Below are 14,305 nucleotides of genomic sequence, written 5' to 3'. Positions count from 1 at the left end.
CCTCCTGTTCAGGCGAACTGGTTCATGGTGTTGTGCGCGCCGCCCGCCTTCAGGGCGGCATCGCCGGAAAAATATTCCTTATGGTCGTCGCCGACGTCGGATCCGGCCATGTTCTGGTGCCGGACACAGGCGATGCCGTCGCGGATCTCCCGCCGCTGCACCCCGGCAACGTAGCCGAGCATCCCGGCATCGCCGAAATAGTCGCGGGCCAGAAGGTCAGTGGACAGGGCAGCGGTGTGATAGGTGGGCAGCGTGATCAGGTGGTGGAAAATCCCCGCCCGCGCGCTGGCATCCCGCTGAAAGCGGCGAATGCGCTCGTCCGCCTCCTGCGCCAGTTCGGTGCCGTCATAGATGACGCTCATCAGCGCATCCCGCTCATAGGCGGCGACATCGCGGCCCGATTTCGCCCAGGCGTCATAGACCTGCTGGCGAAAGTTCAGCGTCCAGTTGAACGACGGCGAGTTGTTATAGACCAGCTTGGCATCCGGCACGACCGCGCGGATGCGGTCCACCATCCCCGCAATCTGTTCGATGTGCGGCTTTTCGGTCTCGATCCACAACAGGTCGGCCCCGTGCTGAAGCGCGGTGATGCAGTCGAGCACCACCCGGTCCTCCCCCGTGCCGGCCCTGAACTGGAACAGGTTGGATGCCAGCCGTCGGGGCCGCATCAGCGCGCCATCCCGTTCGATCAGCACATCGCCCCGGATCGCATCCAGGCTGGTCACCGGCTCGCAGTCCAGGAAACCGTTATACTGGTCGGCCAGATCGCCCGGCGTCCGGCTGAGCGCGATCTGCTTGGTGAGGCCAGCGCCGAGGGAGTCGGTGCGCGCAACGATGATCCCGTCATCCACGCCAAGCTCCAGAAAGGCGTGGCGACAGGCGCGGATCTTGGCCAGGAAATCCTCGTGCGGGACAGTCACCTTGCCATCCTGATGCCCGCACTGCTTTTCGTCGGACACCTGATTTTCGATCTGAAGCGCACAGGCACCCGCCTCGATCATCTTCTTGGCCAGCAGATAGGTCGCCTCGGCATTGCCGAAGCCGGCGTCGATATCGGCGATGATCGGCACGACATGGCTTTCATAGCCATCGATGCGATCCTCGATCGCCCGCGCCTCGGCCGCATTGCCCGCCGCCCGCGCCTTGTCCAGCGCACGGAACATCATGCCCAGTTCGCGCGCGTCAGCCTGTTTGAGGAAGGTATAGATTTCCTCGATCAGCGCGGGGACGGCGGTTTTTTCGTGCATCGACTGATCGGGCAGCGGCCCGAAATCCGACCGCAGCGCCGCGACCATCCAGCCGGAGAGGTAGACATAGCGCCGCCGCGTGCTGCCGAAATGCTTGCGCATCGAAATCACCTGCTGCTGCGCGATGAAGCCGTGCCATGCGCCCAGCGACTGGGTGTAGGCGGCCGGATCCGCGTCATAAGCGGCCATGTCGGCGCGCAGGATGCCCGCGGTATAGCGGGCGATATCCAGCCCGGTGCGGAACCGGTTCTGCAATCGCATCCGCGCCACCGCCTCTGCACCGATGCCGCTCCAGCGTTCGGCGTTCGGCTCGATCGCCTGATCCGCGGCCCGGATCGCTGATTGATAGGTCATGGTCGTTCCTTTCCAATTCCATGTCGGATCGGGGGCATGACGCATTGCGGCACCGCTTGGCAGGGCGATTAGTGACGGCCTGTCATCACATGACTTGATCACATTGTGAATTATTGACAATGTATCAGCATGACGACGCATCAGGATCGCAAGCTGTATCTTGGCCCCCGGCTGCGCGTCCTGCGCCGCGAGCTTGGCCTCAATCAGGCGCAGATGGCGCAGGAACTGGGCGTATCGCCCTCCTATCTCAACCATCTGGAGCGTAATCAGCGGCCGTTGACGGCGCAGATGCTGCTGCGGCTGGCCAACACCTATGAAATCGACGTGCGCGATTTCGTGGCGGGCGCGGCGCAGGCAGATGGAGGCGACCTGCAATCGGTGTTCGCCGACGGGCTGGTCCGCGATATCGGCATCGCCCGGAACGAGGTGATGGAGGTTGCCGAAAACTATCCCGGCGTCAGCGAAGCGATCATGCGCCTGTACCGTGCGCTGACGGACCTGCGCGAAGCGCCGGGCCGGGTCGAGGAACTGACCGTGCGCCCGGTTTCGGCGTCCAACGCCGTCCAGTGGCTTCGCGACATGCTTCAGGCGCGGCGGTATCACCTGTCCGACATCGATGATGCGGCAGAGGCGCTGGCCGCCGATCTGGGCGCGGGGCCGGAAACGATGCGCCCGGCAATGCGCGCGATGCTGGCCGATCGCTATGGCATCCGGGTTCAGGTGGTCGAGGACGGGGTGCTGGTCGATGCCCTGTGGCATTATGATTTCCACCGCCGCCGCCTGATGCTGTCGGAACGGATGGACGAACAGAGCCGGCAGTTCGCCGTTGCCGTCCGGCTGGCGGAATCGGCCCTCGCCGACCGCATCCGGGCCGAGGTGGAACGGGCCGGTGCGCCGGACGATGAAACCCGGATGCTGCTGCGCCGCGCGCTGGTCAGCTATGCCGCCGCCGCCATCGTCATGCCCTATGCCCGCTTCCTTCAGGTGGCGCAGGACAGCCAATATGACATGGAACTGCTGAAGGCGCGGTTCGGGGTCTCCTATGAACAGGCGGCGCAGCGGCTCGTCACGCTGACCCGGCCCACGGCGCGCGGCGTACCGATGTTCATGATGAAGATCGACTGGGCAGGCGCGGTGTCGAAACGCTGCACATCGGACGGGGCATGGGTTGCGCGCGCCGGCGGCGGATGTGCCCGATGGGGCGTGCAGCGCGCCTTTCGCCAGCCGGGCGAGCCGGTGACCGCGCTGGTCGAGGCACCGGATGGCGAGCGGTTCGTGACAGTGGCCCGCGCCATCCCGCCCCGGCCGGGCCGGGCGCCATCGATGATCATTCTGGGCTGTCCGGATCGGCACGCCGGGCAGATTGGCGGCCTGACCCGGATGAGCGCACCGCCCGTCGACGCCATCCCCATCGGCCCGCGCTGCCATCTGTGCGAACTGGCCGGATGTCCGGACCGCGCCCTGCCCCCGGTCACCCGCGTCCTCGACCTCAGCGATTATGCGCGGCCGGCGTCGCCCTACCCGTTTCGCGCCATCTGAGCGGCGGCACGAACAGAAAAGGGCCGCCCCTTTCAGGACGGCCCCGATCTCGCCTCAACTCCGCCGACGGCCGGGCTTGCTTGGGCACCCGGCGCCGGCGAAGGGGGATCACATGGCGTTCGGCATCGCCATCATGTTGCCGTCCTCGATCTGATCGGCACGGTTTTCACCGGCTTCCTCGATCGCATCGGCCTGCGCGTCGGTTGCGCCATTGGCTTCGGCCTGATCAGCGGCCATTTCAGCCTGATCTTCCACGTTCTCGGCCACCGCTTCCTGGGGCGAGTTCGTGCAAGCGGCCAGCGGCAGGGCAACCAGCGCAAGCGCGGGAACCAGCAATGCCTTCATAATCCTATCTCCCTGTTGGGTCGGGCAAATTCCCGTGGTCCCCGAAACAGGTGACGGGGCATTCGGTTCCCCCGCCGGTTCAACCATTCGTCGCAACCTGGCTTTTCAGCCGCTCGGCAAAGCTCTTGCGCAGCTTGTTCAGCTTGGGCGGAATGACCGCGATGCAATAGGGATTGCGCTGTCCCTCGCCCGACCAGTAATCCTGATGATAATCCTCTGCCGGATACCAGGGGGCATCCGGTTCGATGGTCGTCACGATGGGCGCAGGCCAGTTGGGCGCATTGCGCGCGATCGCCGCCCGTGCCGCTTCTTCCTGCTCCGCCGAATGCGGGAAAATGGCCGATCGGTACTGGGTGCCGATGTCGTTGCCCTGACGATTGAGCTGCGTCGGATCATGGGTGGCAAAGAACATGTCGAGCAGATCGGCATAGCTCACCTGATCGGGGTCGAACGTGATCCGGATCGCCTCGGCATGGCCGGTCGTGCCGCTGCACACCTGTTTGTAGGTGGGGTTGGGCACGGTGCCGCCGATATAGCCGCTTTCGACGGCATTCACGCCAATCACATCGGTGAACACCGCCTCGGTGCACCAGAAACAGCCGCCGGCAAAGGTTGCGGTCTCGCTCGCCATCCAAACATCTCCATCGTGGAATAGCTTCTTAAGATAGGAATGCGATGGCTGCGCACAATCGGCTGGGATATGGCGCGTGCGACAGGCTGATTGGCAGAAGGATGAAGTGATGCGGGACGGGACGGTGCTGGTGACGGGCGGGGCGGGCTATATCGGCAGCCATGCGGTGCTGGCGCTGCTGGATGCGGGATGGCGCGTCGTGGTGGTCGACAATCTGGTCACCGGGTTCGACTGGGCGGTCGATCCGCGCGCGACCCTCGTGGTTGCCGACATTCAGGACGATGCCGCCGTGCGCGGGGCGATCCGCGACCATGGCGTGACCGCGATCATGCACTTTGCCGGTTCGGTCGTCGTGCCGGAATCGGTCAGCGACCCCCTGAAATACTATCGCAACAACACCGCCGCCAGCCGCAGCCTGATCGAAAGCGCGGTGGCGACCGGCGTTCGTCATTTCATCTTTTCGTCCACCGCCGCCACCTATGGCATCCCGGAACAGGTGCCGGTGAGCGAGGACGTGCCGAAACTACCGATCAATCCCTATGGCATGTCCAAGCTGATGACCGAAATCATGCTGAAGGACGTCGCCGCCGCGCATCCGATCAATTATTGCGCCCTGCGCTACTTCAACGTGGCGGGCGCCGATCCGCAGGGGCGTTCGGGCCAGTCCACTGCCGGGGCAACGCACCTGATCAAGGTCGCGGTCGAGGCGGCGATCGGGCGGCGCAGCCATGTCAGCGTGTTCGGCACGGATTTCGATACGCCCGACGGCACGGGCGTGCGCGATTACATCCATGTCAGCGACCTGGCGGCGGCGCACGTCCATGCGCTGGAACTGCTGATCGCGCGGCCGGGCGAAAGCCATACGATGAATTGCGGCTATGGCCGGGGCTATTCGGTTCAGGAGGTGCTGAACGCCGTCGACCGGATCACCAACCAGACGATCGACCGGCGGATGGAGGGTCGCCGTGCGGGCGATCCCGACGCGCTGGTGGCGGACAATGCCCGCATCCTGGCCACCCTGCCCTGGCGGCCGCAGCATGACGATCTGGACGGCATCGTGCGCGATGCGCTGGCATGGGAACGCAAGCTGGCCGAACGTCAGGGCTGACGGTCAGTCGGGCCGGACCTTTGCCCGTCCGGCCTTGACCGCGGAACGGCCCTTTTTTTCGTCCACCCGCTTTGCTTTGGCGGATTTGCTGGGCTTGGTCTTGATCCGCTTGGCCTGCCGCTCATGCGCCTTGCGGACCAGATCGGCCAGCCGTTCGCGCGCATCCTGGCGATTGGCCTCCTGCGTGCGGAACTTGCGGGCGATCAGCACCAGCTCGCCGCCGCTGGTCAGTTTCGATCCGGCCAGTTCCTTGAACCGCGCCCATGCCCAGGGCGGCAGTCCCAGGCGATAGGCATCGACGCGCAGCTGCACCGCGGTCGCCACCTTGTTCACATTCTGACCACCCGGCCCCGTCGCCGCCAGGAACTTTTCCTCGACGATCGCATGGTCGAAGGGGGAGGCAAGGTCAGCCATCCGGCTGCGCAAAGGGATCAGCAAAGCCCAGCGCCATGAACCGTTCGGGCAAGGGCGAAAACGCCTCGATCTTGGGCTTGCCCTCGCGCGGGACGATCAGTCCGGCGGCGTGGAGCAGCATCGGGATGCCGGTCAGCGCGGTGCCGTAAACCGGATCGCCAGCGACGGGCATGCCCAGCCCCTCTGCCGCATGGACGCGGATCTGATGGGTGCGGCCATTTTCGGGATAGAAGCCGATGAGCGCCCGGCCATTCTCGGTCGCCAGCCGTTTCCAGTTGGTCCGCGCGGGCTTTCCGCGGGGGTCGCCGCGCATCCGCCAGCCCTCTTCGCGGCTGCTCACCCTTGACAGCGCAAGGTCGATGGTGCCGGAACTGTCCGCCGGAATACCGTCGATCACGGCGAGATACCGTTTCTGAACCCGGCCCGCCTCGAACGTCTGGCCGAACCGCTTCATGGCTTTGGGATTGCGGGCCAGCAACAGACAGCCGGAGGTATCGCGGTCCAGCCGGTGCACCGGCTGGGGCAGCCGCTGAAAGCCGAAGGTCAGCTGATCCAGCATGTCCTCGACACTGGCGGACCGGTCGCGCGGCCGGTCGACCGGCAGGCCCGAAGGCTTGTCGATGACGACGGCTTCGCCATCGATGAACAGGACGCGATCGGAAAGCATGACCGCAGCCATAGCGGCTTTGGCGAATAGGGAAAGGGCGGGACCGCGAACCCCGATGGGGGGATGGGGTTCGCGGTCCCTGACATCGACCCGGCGCCGCTTGGGGGGAGGGAGGGAGGGCGGCGCAGCGGGTGGATGATCCGGTTCGGTTATCCGAACAGCTTGGCCGCCGTTTCGGCGACGCGGCGGCCCTGATACCGGGCGCCGTCCAGTTCGACCGCGCTGGGCATCCGGCTGCCATCGCCATCAGCAATGGTCGTCGCGCCATAGGGCGATCCGCCCTTGACCTCATCGACGCCCATCTGCCCCTGGAACCCATAGTCCAGCCCGACGATGGTCATGCCGAAATGCAGCAGGTTGGTGATCATGCTGAACAGCGTGACTTCCTGTCCGCCATGCTGGCTGGCAGAGCTGGTGAACACGGCGCCAACCTTGCCGTTCAGCGCGCCGCGAAACCACAGGCCGCCGGCCTGATCCAGGAACGCCGCCATCTGGCTGGGCAGGCGACCGAACCGGGTCGGCGCGCCGAGGATGATGGCGTCGTAATCGGCCAGTTCCTCGACATTGCCGATCACCGGATGCGCGCTGTCCGTCTTGAACCCGGCAGCGGCGACCACCGCCGCAGGGGCAGTTTCGGGCACGCGCTTCACATCGACGGTGGCACCGGCGCTGCGCGCGCCATCAGCCACCGCATCGGCCATCTGTTCGAGATGACCATAGGACGAATAATAAAGGACCAGAACCTTGGCCATGGCGTATCTCCTGTGTTTGAACCTGGATCAGTCAGCGTCGACCAGGACGATTTCCGCGTCCTCGATCGCCGTAATGGTCACGGTCGCCCCGCCCTTCAGCGCGGCACCGTCGCGGGCCTTGAACGGCACGCCGTCAATCTCGATCGCGCCGGTTGCGGGGACCAGATAGGCATGACGGCCATCGCCGATGCTGTGGGTCAGGGTTTCGCCCGCCTTCAGCGTCGCACCCATCACCCGCGCATCGGCGCGGATGGGCAGCGCGTCGCCATCATCGGCAAAACCGCTGGCCAGCGTGACCAGCCGGCCGGAACGCTCTCCCTTCGGGAAGGGCTTTGCACCCCAGCTGGGTGAGCCGCCCTGTTCGCGCGGGCTGATCCAGATCTGGAAGATGCGCGTGGTTTCCGGCTCAAGATTATATTCGGCGTGCCGCACGCCGGAACCGGCGCTCATCACCTGAACGTCGCCCGCCTCGGTACGCCCCTTGTTCCCCATGCTGTCCTGATGCGTGATCGCGCCGGAACGGACATAGGTGATGATCTCCATGTCCTGATGCGGGTGCGGCGGAAAGCCGCTGTTCGGCGCGATCTCGTCGTCATTCCATACCCGGATCGAACCCCAGCCCATGCGGGCGGGATCATAATAGCTGGCAAACGAAAAATGATGCCGTGCCTTCAGCCAGCCATGATCGGCATGGCCCAGGCTTTCGAATTCGCGTCTTTCGACCATTGGATGTCTCCTTGTTGACTGGGGAGATAATCGTCAGCGCACAGACGTAAATGGAAACGAATGAAACGGATTGTTTCCATGGATGGGCAATGTTATGCCATCGCAATGAACCTGCCTGATTTCGAAGCCTGGGCGATCTTTGCCCGCGTCGTTGAACTGCGCTCCTTCAGCGGCGCGGCCGACAGCCTGGGCGTGTCCAAGGCGACGGTGTCCAAGGCGATTGCCCGGCTGGAACAACGGCTGGGCACTACCCTGTTCCACCGCACGTCGCGAAAGCTGACGCTGACCGAGAGCGCAAAGCCGCTGTCCGAACGGGCGGCCGCGATCCTGGCCGAGGCAGAGGCCGCCGAGGAAGCAGCGCGGGATCAGGCCAGCGCGCCCACCGGCCTGATCCGCGTGGCGGCACCGATGACGTTCGGCGTGCACCATGTGTCCGCGGCGATTGCCGAATTTCTGGCACTGAACCCCGGGGTCGAAATCGACCTGACGCTGTCGGATGCCAAGATCGACATCGTGGCGGAGGGGATCGACATCGCGATCCGCATTGCCGACCTGCCCGATTCCTCGCTGCGCGCCCGCCGCGTGGCCCCGGTGGCCATCCATATCGTCGGCGCACCGGCGCTGTTCGACCGGATCGGCCGGCCGAAACACCCGGCCGATCTGGGCAGGTTTCCCTGCATCGCCTATACCAATGTCGCACAGCTCTGGCATTTCCGCGGGCCGGATGGCGAGGAAGCGGCGGTCCGTCCGCAAGGGCCGCTGCGCGCGAATAATGGCGAGGCGATGCTGCCCGCGCTGCGGGCGGGGCTTGGCGTTGCCCGCCTGCCCGACTTCATCGTCGGCAAGGATCTGGCCGACGGGCGGCTGGAGGCGGTACTGACCGAATGGCACAGCGCCAGCGTTGCACTGCACCTGCTGACCCCGCCCAGTGCGCTTCGTCCCGCGCGGGTCGAGGCGCTGCTGACCCACCTGGCCGACCGGCTTCGAGCGAGCTGTGCGGCGGCCTGACCGATCGGGCTTCATGCCCGCTTAACCGATTTAACCATCACGACTCGCGGATTTGGGCCGGTTAGGAAGAAATTAACCTTTTGCGTTCAGTGATGCTTAGGTTAATGAATCGCTGCTGATGCGTCGGCCTATCGGGGGCGATCGCGCCGAAACAGGGGACTGGCGATGCGGGTATTGTTGATCGAGGACGAACCGACCACGGCCAAGGCGATCGAGCTGATGCTCACGACCGAGGGTTTCAACGTCTACACGACCGATCTGGGCGAAGAAGGCCTCGATCTGGGCAAGCTGTATGATTACGACATCATCCTGCTCGACCTGAACCTGCCCGACATGCACGGCTATGACGTGCTGAAGAAGCTGCGGGTGGCGCGGGTGCAGACGCCGGTGCTGATCCTGTCCGGCATCAACGAAATGGACAGCAAGGTCCGCTCGTTCGGCTTTGGCGCCGACGATTATGTGACCAAGCCATTTCACCGCGACGAACTGGTCGCCCGCATCCACGCCGTCGTCCGCCGGTCAAAGGGTCATTCCCAGTCGGTCATCCGCACCGGCAAGCTGGCCGTGAACCTGGATGCCAAGACCGTCGAGGTCGATGGCGCCCGCGTCCATCTGACCGGCAAGGAATATGCGATGCTGGAGCTGCTTTCGCTCCGCAAGGGCACGACGCTGACCAAGGAAATGTTCCTGAACCACCTGTATGGCGGCATGGACGAACCCGAGCTGAAGATCATCGACGTGTTCATCTGCAAGCTCCGCAAGAAGCTGAGCATGGCGTGCGAGGGCGAGAATTACATCGAAACCGTCTGGGGCCGCGGCTATGTGCTGCGTGATTCCGATGCGGACACAGGGGAACCTGTCGCCGCCGTCGCCTGAACGGCGCTGCACGATATTCGTTTGGAGTGAGGGGCGTGTCGAGGCCCGCGGTTTCGGGGGGAACCGCGGGCCTTTCCCTGTCCGCACGTTCCGCGCCGCGGGCGCTTGAAATGATCAGACAAATGCCCGACACTTGGCCCGGCCAGCATGACTGGAACAGGCAAGGGGGGATGTCGGGTACATGAATGATGCAGGATCCGTCAGCCGGCGTTCGGTACTGGCCGGGGCGGCCATCGGCACAGCGGCCGCCGCCAGCGTGCCCGCCATGGCCCGATCCACTGCCGGCGCACCCGCACTCGCGCCGCGCCCGCCCATGGGCTGGAACAGCTGGAACAGCTTTGCCACCACCATCGACGAGGGGCAGTCGCTGGAAACCGCCCGGATCATGGCGGACCGGCTGCTCCCCTTTGGCTATGACATCTTTACCATCGACATTCAGTGGTACGAGCCGGAGGCGCGAAGCTATACCTATAACCGCGCGCCAAAGCCCGCGATGGACGATCATGGCCGCCTGTTGCCCGCGCCGAACCGCTTTCCGTCCAGCGCAAACGGCGCGGGGTTCCGGCCGATCGCGGACAAGGTCCATGCGCTTGGCCTGAAATTCGGCGTCCATCTGATGCGCGGCATTCCGCGGCTGGCGGTCGAACGGAACCTGCCGGTCCTGGGCACCCGCTATCGCGCGCAGGACATTGCCGACCGGACGAGCATCTGTCCGTGGAACCCCGACATGTTCGGCGTCGACATGCGCCGGCCGGGGGCGCAGGCCTATTATGACAGCGTCTTTGCGCTGTTCGCCGAATGGGGCGTCGATTTCGTCAAGATGGACGATATGAGCCGCCCCTATGACGCCCATGCGGCGGAGATTGAGGCGGCGCATCGCGCCATCGCACGCACCGGCCGGCCGATCCTGCTGAGCCTGTCGCCCGGCGAAACGCCGGTGCCGCGCGCCGATCATGTCGGCCGTCATGCGCAGATGTGGCGGATATCCGACGATTTCTGGGACGAATGGCCACAGCTGGAGGCGCAGTTCACGCGGCTGGAAAACTGGTCGCCCTATATCGGGCGGGGCGGCTGGCCCGATGCCGACATGCTGCCGCTGGGGCAGCTGGCCCTGGGCGAGCGGGAAACGCGCTTTACCCCCGACGAACAGCGGATGGTGATGACATTGTGGTCGATCGCCCGGTCGCCGCTGATCATGGGCGGGGACCTGCGCCATCTGGACCCGCCGACGCTGGCGCTGCTGACCAACCGCGCGGTCCTTGCCGTCAATCAGGCGAGCCATGCCAACCGGCCGCATTTCATCGCGGACGGGACGCGCATCTGGTCCGCCATTCCCGATGGGGCGCCGGGCGACCGCTATGTCGCGCTGTTCAACCTGACGACCAAGCCGCTGGAGGTCGCCATTCCGGTCGCCGACCTGGGGCTGAACCGCGTGTCTGCGGTCCATGATCTGTGGTCGGGGCAACGGGCAGCCGGGGTGCAGGGCCGGTTTGCCCGCACCCTGCCCGCCCATGGCGCGGGGCTTTACCGACTGGTCGCCTGAACCGTTACTTGCGCCGCCAGACCTGCTGCCCGCCGACCCAGGTTTCCAGCACCTGTGTCTCGCGCAGCGCCTCCGGCGCCGCCTGGGTGGGATCGCGGTCGACGATCAGGAAATCGGCGCGCTTGCCGGGGGCCAGCGTGCCGAACCGCTCTTCGGCAAAGCCGGCATAGGCGGCATCGGTGGTGAAAAAACGCCACGCCTGTTCCCGCGTCACCGCATCCTGCACGCGCCAGCCGCCTGCAGGCTGGCCCGCCGGGTCCTGCCGCGTGAACGCCGCCGCCCATCCGACGAACGGATTGGGGTTTTCCACCGGATAATCGGACCCGAACGCCATGCGCCCGCCCGCCTTCAGGATGGTGTTCCACGCATAGGCCCCATCGAGCCGCGCCGGGCCAAGCCGCGCCTCGGCCATTTCCCGGTCGCTGGTCTGATGCACCGGCTGCATCGACGCGATGGTCGTGTGCTGCGTGATCCGCGGCAGATCCTTCATCTCGATGACCTGCGCGTGCTCGATGCGCCAGCGCCGGTCGCCGCCATAGGTGTCGGACAGTTCGTCGATGGCATCCAGCACCTGCTGGTTCGCGCGGTCGCCAATGGCGTGAATGGCGATCTGAAACCCGTCCATCGCCCCGCGCGTCATCAGGTTCTTGAGCTGCGCATCGGTCAGGAAGCCCAGGCCCCGCTCACCGGGCTTGTCCGCATAATCCGCCTTCAGCCACGCGCCCCGGCTGCCCAGCGCGCCATCGGTGTACAGCTTGATCCCGCCCATGCGCAGCTTGTCGTCATACAGCCATGGCGTCGGCCCCGCACCGCCAACGGCCAGCGCCGGGCCGATATTGGCGGCATAGGACATGATGCGCACCCGCAGATTGCCGGTGTCGCCCATCTGGCGATAGGTCAGCCAGTCGTCGGTCGTCGTCCCCATGTCGGCGGTCGCGGTGACGCCCATCGACAGCAGCGCGTCCTGCGCCTTCAGGAACGCCTGCGCCCGCTCGCGCGGGGTGGGCTGCGGCACCTTGTCCTGGATCAGCGCCATGGCGGCATCGACGAACACGCCGGACGGACGGCCGCCCGCGCCCTTTTCGATGCGCCCGCCGGCCGGGCTTTTGGTCGCTGCGGTCACGCCCGCCTCGCGCATCGCCGCACTGTTCGCCCATCCGGCATGGCCATCGGTACGGCCCAGCCAGACCGGCCGGTCGCCGACCACGGCATCCAGTTCGGCGGCCGTCGGAAACCGGCCAAGGCCCCAGCGTTCCTGGTTCCATCCGCCGCCAATGATCCAGCGGGCATTGGGATTGGCCGCGGCATAGGCGCGCAGCTTTTCCAGCGCCTCGTCCAGCGACCGGGTGTCGAACAGGTCAAGCTGAAGCGCGCGAAAGCCCAGGTCCATGACATGGCCATGCGCGTCGATCATGCCGGGGATCGCGATGCCCCCCTTCATGTCCGCGCGCCAGTCCAGCCGCTCCGGCCGCTTTTCGCCATCCTTGAGCAGGCGGACGACCTTGCCCTGCTTGTCGATCAGGATGCCGGTAAAGCGCACCGTGCGCCCCTGTTCGTCCAGCGCCACGCCCTGGACATTGTCGACCAGCGCATCGGCCAGCGCGGGGGTTGCGGGGATCAGGGCGGCGGCCGCCAGTGCGGCGATGCGAAGCGTCATGTTCATGGACGACGGGCATAAGCCCTGTTCCCCGCCCGCGCCAGATGGTCTAGGGGCCAGATTGGACAAGCAGAAACGCCCGTTCAGGCTGTGCTGGTCGAAGCCATGTCCCTTTCCGCCCGGAAAGTGCGCGCGCCCTTCGACCCTGCGCCCCGAACGGATCAAGGACCGGACCAGACGTGGCGACCCAGGCTAAGAGCGACACCCCCCTTCCCGTCAGCATCGACGATGTGCGCGCCGCGCATGATCGGGTGACCGGATCCATCGTCCGCACCCCCACCCTGATCAGCCGCACCCTGTCGCAACTGACCGGCGCCACCGTCTATCTGAAGTTCGAAAATCTTCAGTTCACCGCCGCGTACAAGGAACGCGGCGCGCTCAACACGCTGCTGCAACTGGACGATGCGGCGCGGGCAAAGGGCGTGATCGCGGCATCGGCCGGCAATCATGCTCAGGGCCTTGCCTATCACGGCGCCCGGCTGGGCGTGCCCGTCACCATCGTGATGCCCAAGCCCACGCCGACGATCAAGATCACCCAGACGGAGGGGCATGGCGCCAATGTGGTGCTGGAGGGCGAGACGTTCGACGCCGCTTATGCCCATGCCCGCAAGCTGGAGGCGGAACGCGGCTTCACGTTCGTCCACCCGTTCGACGATCCGCGCATCATCGCGGGACAGGGAACCGTCGCGCTGGAAATGCTGTCCGATGCGCCGGATATCGACACGCTGGTCGTGCCGATCGGCGGCGGCGGACTGATTTCCGGCGTGGCAACGGTCGCCCACGCGACGGGCCGCCCGATCGACGTGGTCGGCGTTCAGGCCGAATTGTTCCCGTCCATGTATAATGCCCGCAACGGCACCACCCTGGCGTGCGAGGGCGATACGCTGGCGGAGGGGATCGCCGTCAAGCAGCCCGGCGGCTATACGCGCCAGATTGTCGAGGCGCTGGTCAATGACATCGTGCTGGTCGGCGAACGGCACCTGGAAGAGGCGGTCAGCCTGCTCGTCCAGATTGAAAAGACGGTGGTCGAGGGCGCGGGCGCCGCCGGCCTTGCCGCGCTGCTGGCGCATCCGGAACGCTTTGCCGGCAGGACCGTGGGCATCGTGCTGTGCGGCGGCAATATCGACACCCGGCTGCTGGCCAATGTCCTGCTGCGCGATCTGGCGCGTTCGGGCCGCCTGGCCCGGCTGCGCATCCGGCTTCAGGACCGGCCCGGCGCGCTCTATCATGTCGCCAAGATCTTTCACGATCAGGGCGTGAACATTATCGAGGTGTATCACCAGCGCGTGTTCACCACCCTGCCGGCCAAGGGGCTGATCACCGATATCGAATGCGAAACCCGCGACCGGGCGCATCTCGACCGGCTGATCCAGGCGCTGCGCGATGCCAGCTACGAGGTGAGCCAGGTCGAACTGGCCTGATCCGGCGCGGCGAAACC

The 14,305-nt window shown here is 65.8% G+C and carries 14 protein-coding genes; 6 read left to right on the top strand and 8 right to left on the bottom strand.

Features of this window, described 5'->3' with window-relative positions; translation table 11 throughout:
- Window positions 1–8: 8 nt before the first annotated feature.
- On the bottom strand, window positions 9–1,601 hold the full coding sequence (locus tag ACNI3Q_RS13105) for an isocitrate lyase (protein WP_426277365.1): 1,593 nt from the start codon (window positions 1,599–1,601) through the stop codon (window positions 9–11).
- Between the two features lie 129 nt (window positions 1,602–1,730).
- Between ACNI3Q_RS13105 and ACNI3Q_RS13100 the strand changes: the two genes are divergently transcribed.
- A complete protein-coding gene (locus ACNI3Q_RS13100; RefSeq protein WP_426277363.1) occupies window positions 1,731–3,140 on the top strand; it encodes a helix-turn-helix domain-containing protein in 1,410 nt (469 codons plus the stop codon).
- Between the two features lie 108 nt (window positions 3,141–3,248).
- Here ACNI3Q_RS13100 and ACNI3Q_RS13095 read toward each other — a convergent pair whose 3' ends face one another.
- Together ACNI3Q_RS13095 and msrA are read right to left on the bottom strand one after the other, a co-directional pair.
- Window positions 3,249–3,485 carry a hypothetical protein gene (locus ACNI3Q_RS13095; RefSeq protein ID WP_260020080.1) on the bottom strand — a complete coding sequence of 79 codons (237 nt, stop codon included), beginning with the start codon at window positions 3,483–3,485 and terminating at the stop codon, window positions 3,249–3,251.
- A gap of 79 nt (window positions 3,486–3,564) precedes the next feature.
- Window positions 3,565–4,116 (bottom strand): peptide-methionine (S)-S-oxide reductase MsrA, encoded by a 552-nt coding sequence (gene msrA / locus ACNI3Q_RS13090; RefSeq protein WP_426277360.1) that lies wholly within the window; start codon window positions 4,114–4,116, stop codon window positions 3,565–3,567.
- 109 nt (window positions 4,117–4,225) lie between these two features.
- Here msrA and galE point away from each other — a divergent pair, with 109 nt between their 5' ends.
- Window positions 4,226–5,224 carry a UDP-glucose 4-epimerase GalE gene (gene galE, locus ACNI3Q_RS13085; protein ID WP_260020082.1) on the top strand — a complete coding sequence of 333 codons (999 nt, stop codon included), beginning with the start codon at window positions 4,226–4,228 and terminating at the stop codon, window positions 5,222–5,224.
- Window positions 5,225–5,227: 3 nt separating this feature from the next.
- Here galE and arfB read toward each other — a convergent pair whose 3' ends face one another.
- The 4 genes from arfB to ACNI3Q_RS13065 all read right to left on the bottom strand — a co-directional run bounded on the left by arfB (window position 5,228) and on the right by ACNI3Q_RS13065 (window position 7,783).
- On the bottom strand, window positions 5,228–5,638 hold the full coding sequence (gene arfB, locus ACNI3Q_RS13080) for an alternative ribosome rescue aminoacyl-tRNA hydrolase ArfB (RefSeq protein WP_426277358.1): 411 nt from the start codon (window positions 5,636–5,638) through the stop codon (window positions 5,228–5,230).
- A complete protein-coding gene (locus tag ACNI3Q_RS13075) occupies window positions 5,631–6,305 on the bottom strand; it encodes an RluA family pseudouridine synthase (RefSeq protein WP_426277356.1) in 675 nt (224 codons plus the stop codon). The genes arfB and ACNI3Q_RS13075 overlap by 8 nt, the downstream gene beginning before the upstream one ends.
- A gap of 149 nt (window positions 6,306–6,454) precedes the next feature.
- Window positions 6,455–7,057: an NAD(P)H:quinone oxidoreductase gene (wrbA, locus tag ACNI3Q_RS13070; RefSeq protein ID WP_426277354.1), complete on the bottom strand. Its 603-nt coding sequence runs from the start codon at window positions 7,055–7,057 to the stop codon at window positions 6,455–6,457.
- Between the two features lie 27 nt (window positions 7,058–7,084).
- A complete protein-coding gene (locus ACNI3Q_RS13065; RefSeq protein ID WP_426277352.1) occupies window positions 7,085–7,783 on the bottom strand; it encodes a pirin family protein in 699 nt (232 codons plus the stop codon).
- 105 nt (window positions 7,784–7,888) lie between these two features.
- Here ACNI3Q_RS13065 and ACNI3Q_RS13060 point away from each other — a divergent pair, with 105 nt between their 5' ends.
- The 3 genes from ACNI3Q_RS13060 (at window position 7,889) to ACNI3Q_RS13050 (ending at window position 11,210) form a co-directional block, all read left to right on the top strand.
- Window positions 7,889–8,791: a LysR family transcriptional regulator gene (locus tag ACNI3Q_RS13060; protein ID WP_426277350.1), complete on the top strand. Its 903-nt coding sequence runs from the start codon at window positions 7,889–7,891 to the stop codon at window positions 8,789–8,791.
- A gap of 165 nt (window positions 8,792–8,956) precedes the next feature.
- Complete coding sequence (gene ctrA, locus ACNI3Q_RS13055; protein WP_426277348.1) at window positions 8,957–9,667, top strand: response regulator transcription factor CtrA; 711 nt, start codon at window positions 8,957–8,959, stop codon at window positions 9,665–9,667.
- A 181-nt stretch (window positions 9,668–9,848) separates the two neighbouring features.
- Window positions 9,849–11,210, top strand: coding sequence for a glycoside hydrolase family 27 protein (locus tag ACNI3Q_RS13050; protein WP_426277345.1), 1,362 nt, complete (start codon window positions 9,849–9,851; stop codon window positions 11,208–11,210).
- A 4-nt stretch (window positions 11,211–11,214) separates the two neighbouring features.
- Here ACNI3Q_RS13050 and ACNI3Q_RS13045 read toward each other — a convergent pair whose 3' ends face one another.
- On the bottom strand, window positions 11,215–12,867 hold the full coding sequence (locus ACNI3Q_RS13045; RefSeq protein ID WP_426277597.1) for an amidohydrolase: 1,653 nt from the start codon (window positions 12,865–12,867) through the stop codon (window positions 11,215–11,217).
- A 179-nt stretch (window positions 12,868–13,046) separates the two neighbouring features.
- On the opposite strand from ACNI3Q_RS13045, the gene ACNI3Q_RS13040 reads away from it, so the two are divergent.
- A complete protein-coding gene (locus ACNI3Q_RS13040) occupies window positions 13,047–14,288 on the top strand; it encodes a threonine ammonia-lyase (RefSeq protein WP_426277343.1) in 1,242 nt (413 codons plus the stop codon).
- Window positions 14,289–14,305: the final 17 nt, after the last annotated feature.

Origin of the sequence: Sphingomonas eleionomae (genome assembly GCF_049889035.1) — a bacterium.
In the GTDB taxonomy this organism is placed as follows: domain Bacteria; phylum Pseudomonadota; class Alphaproteobacteria; order Sphingomonadales; family Sphingomonadaceae; genus Sphingomonas.
This window is presented reverse-complemented; position numbering and strand designations above follow the sequence as displayed.

Coding starts and splice junctions, on each gene's coding strand:
- ACNI3Q_RS13045 (WP_426277597.1), bottom strand. CDS start 12,867: ATGACGCTTCGCATCGCCGCACTGGCGGCCGCCGCCCTGATCCCCGCA.
- ACNI3Q_RS13100 (WP_426277363.1), top strand. CDS start 1,731: ATGACGACGCATCAGGATCGCAAGCTGTATCTTGGCCCCCGGCTGCGC.
- ACNI3Q_RS13105 (WP_426277365.1), bottom strand. CDS start 1,601: ATGACCTATCAATCAGCGATCCGGGCCGCGGATCAGGCGATCGAGCCG.
- arfB (WP_426277358.1), bottom strand. CDS start 5,638: ATGGCTGACCTTGCCTCCCCCTTCGACCATGCGATCGTCGAGGAAAAG.
- ACNI3Q_RS13060 (WP_426277350.1), top strand. CDS start 7,889: ATGAACCTGCCTGATTTCGAAGCCTGGGCGATCTTTGCCCGCGTCGTT.
- wrbA (WP_426277354.1), bottom strand. CDS start 7,057: ATGGCCAAGGTTCTGGTCCTTTATTATTCGTCCTATGGTCATCTCGAA.
- ctrA (WP_426277348.1), top strand. CDS start 8,957: ATGCGGGTATTGTTGATCGAGGACGAACCGACCACGGCCAAGGCGATC.
- ACNI3Q_RS13075 (WP_426277356.1), bottom strand. CDS start 6,305: ATGCTTTCCGATCGCGTCCTGTTCATCGATGGCGAAGCCGTCGTCATC.
- ACNI3Q_RS13065 (WP_426277352.1), bottom strand. CDS start 7,783: ATGGTCGAAAGACGCGAATTCGAAAGCCTGGGCCATGCCGATCATGGC.
- msrA (WP_426277360.1), bottom strand. CDS start 4,116: ATGGCGAGCGAGACCGCAACCTTTGCCGGCGGCTGTTTCTGGTGCACC.
- ACNI3Q_RS13095 (WP_260020080.1), bottom strand. CDS start 3,485: ATGAAGGCATTGCTGGTTCCCGCGCTTGCGCTGGTTGCCCTGCCGCTG.
- ACNI3Q_RS13050 (WP_426277345.1), top strand. CDS start 9,849: ATGAATGATGCAGGATCCGTCAGCCGGCGTTCGGTACTGGCCGGGGCG.
- galE (WP_260020082.1), top strand. CDS start 4,226: ATGCGGGACGGGACGGTGCTGGTGACGGGCGGGGCGGGCTATATCGGC.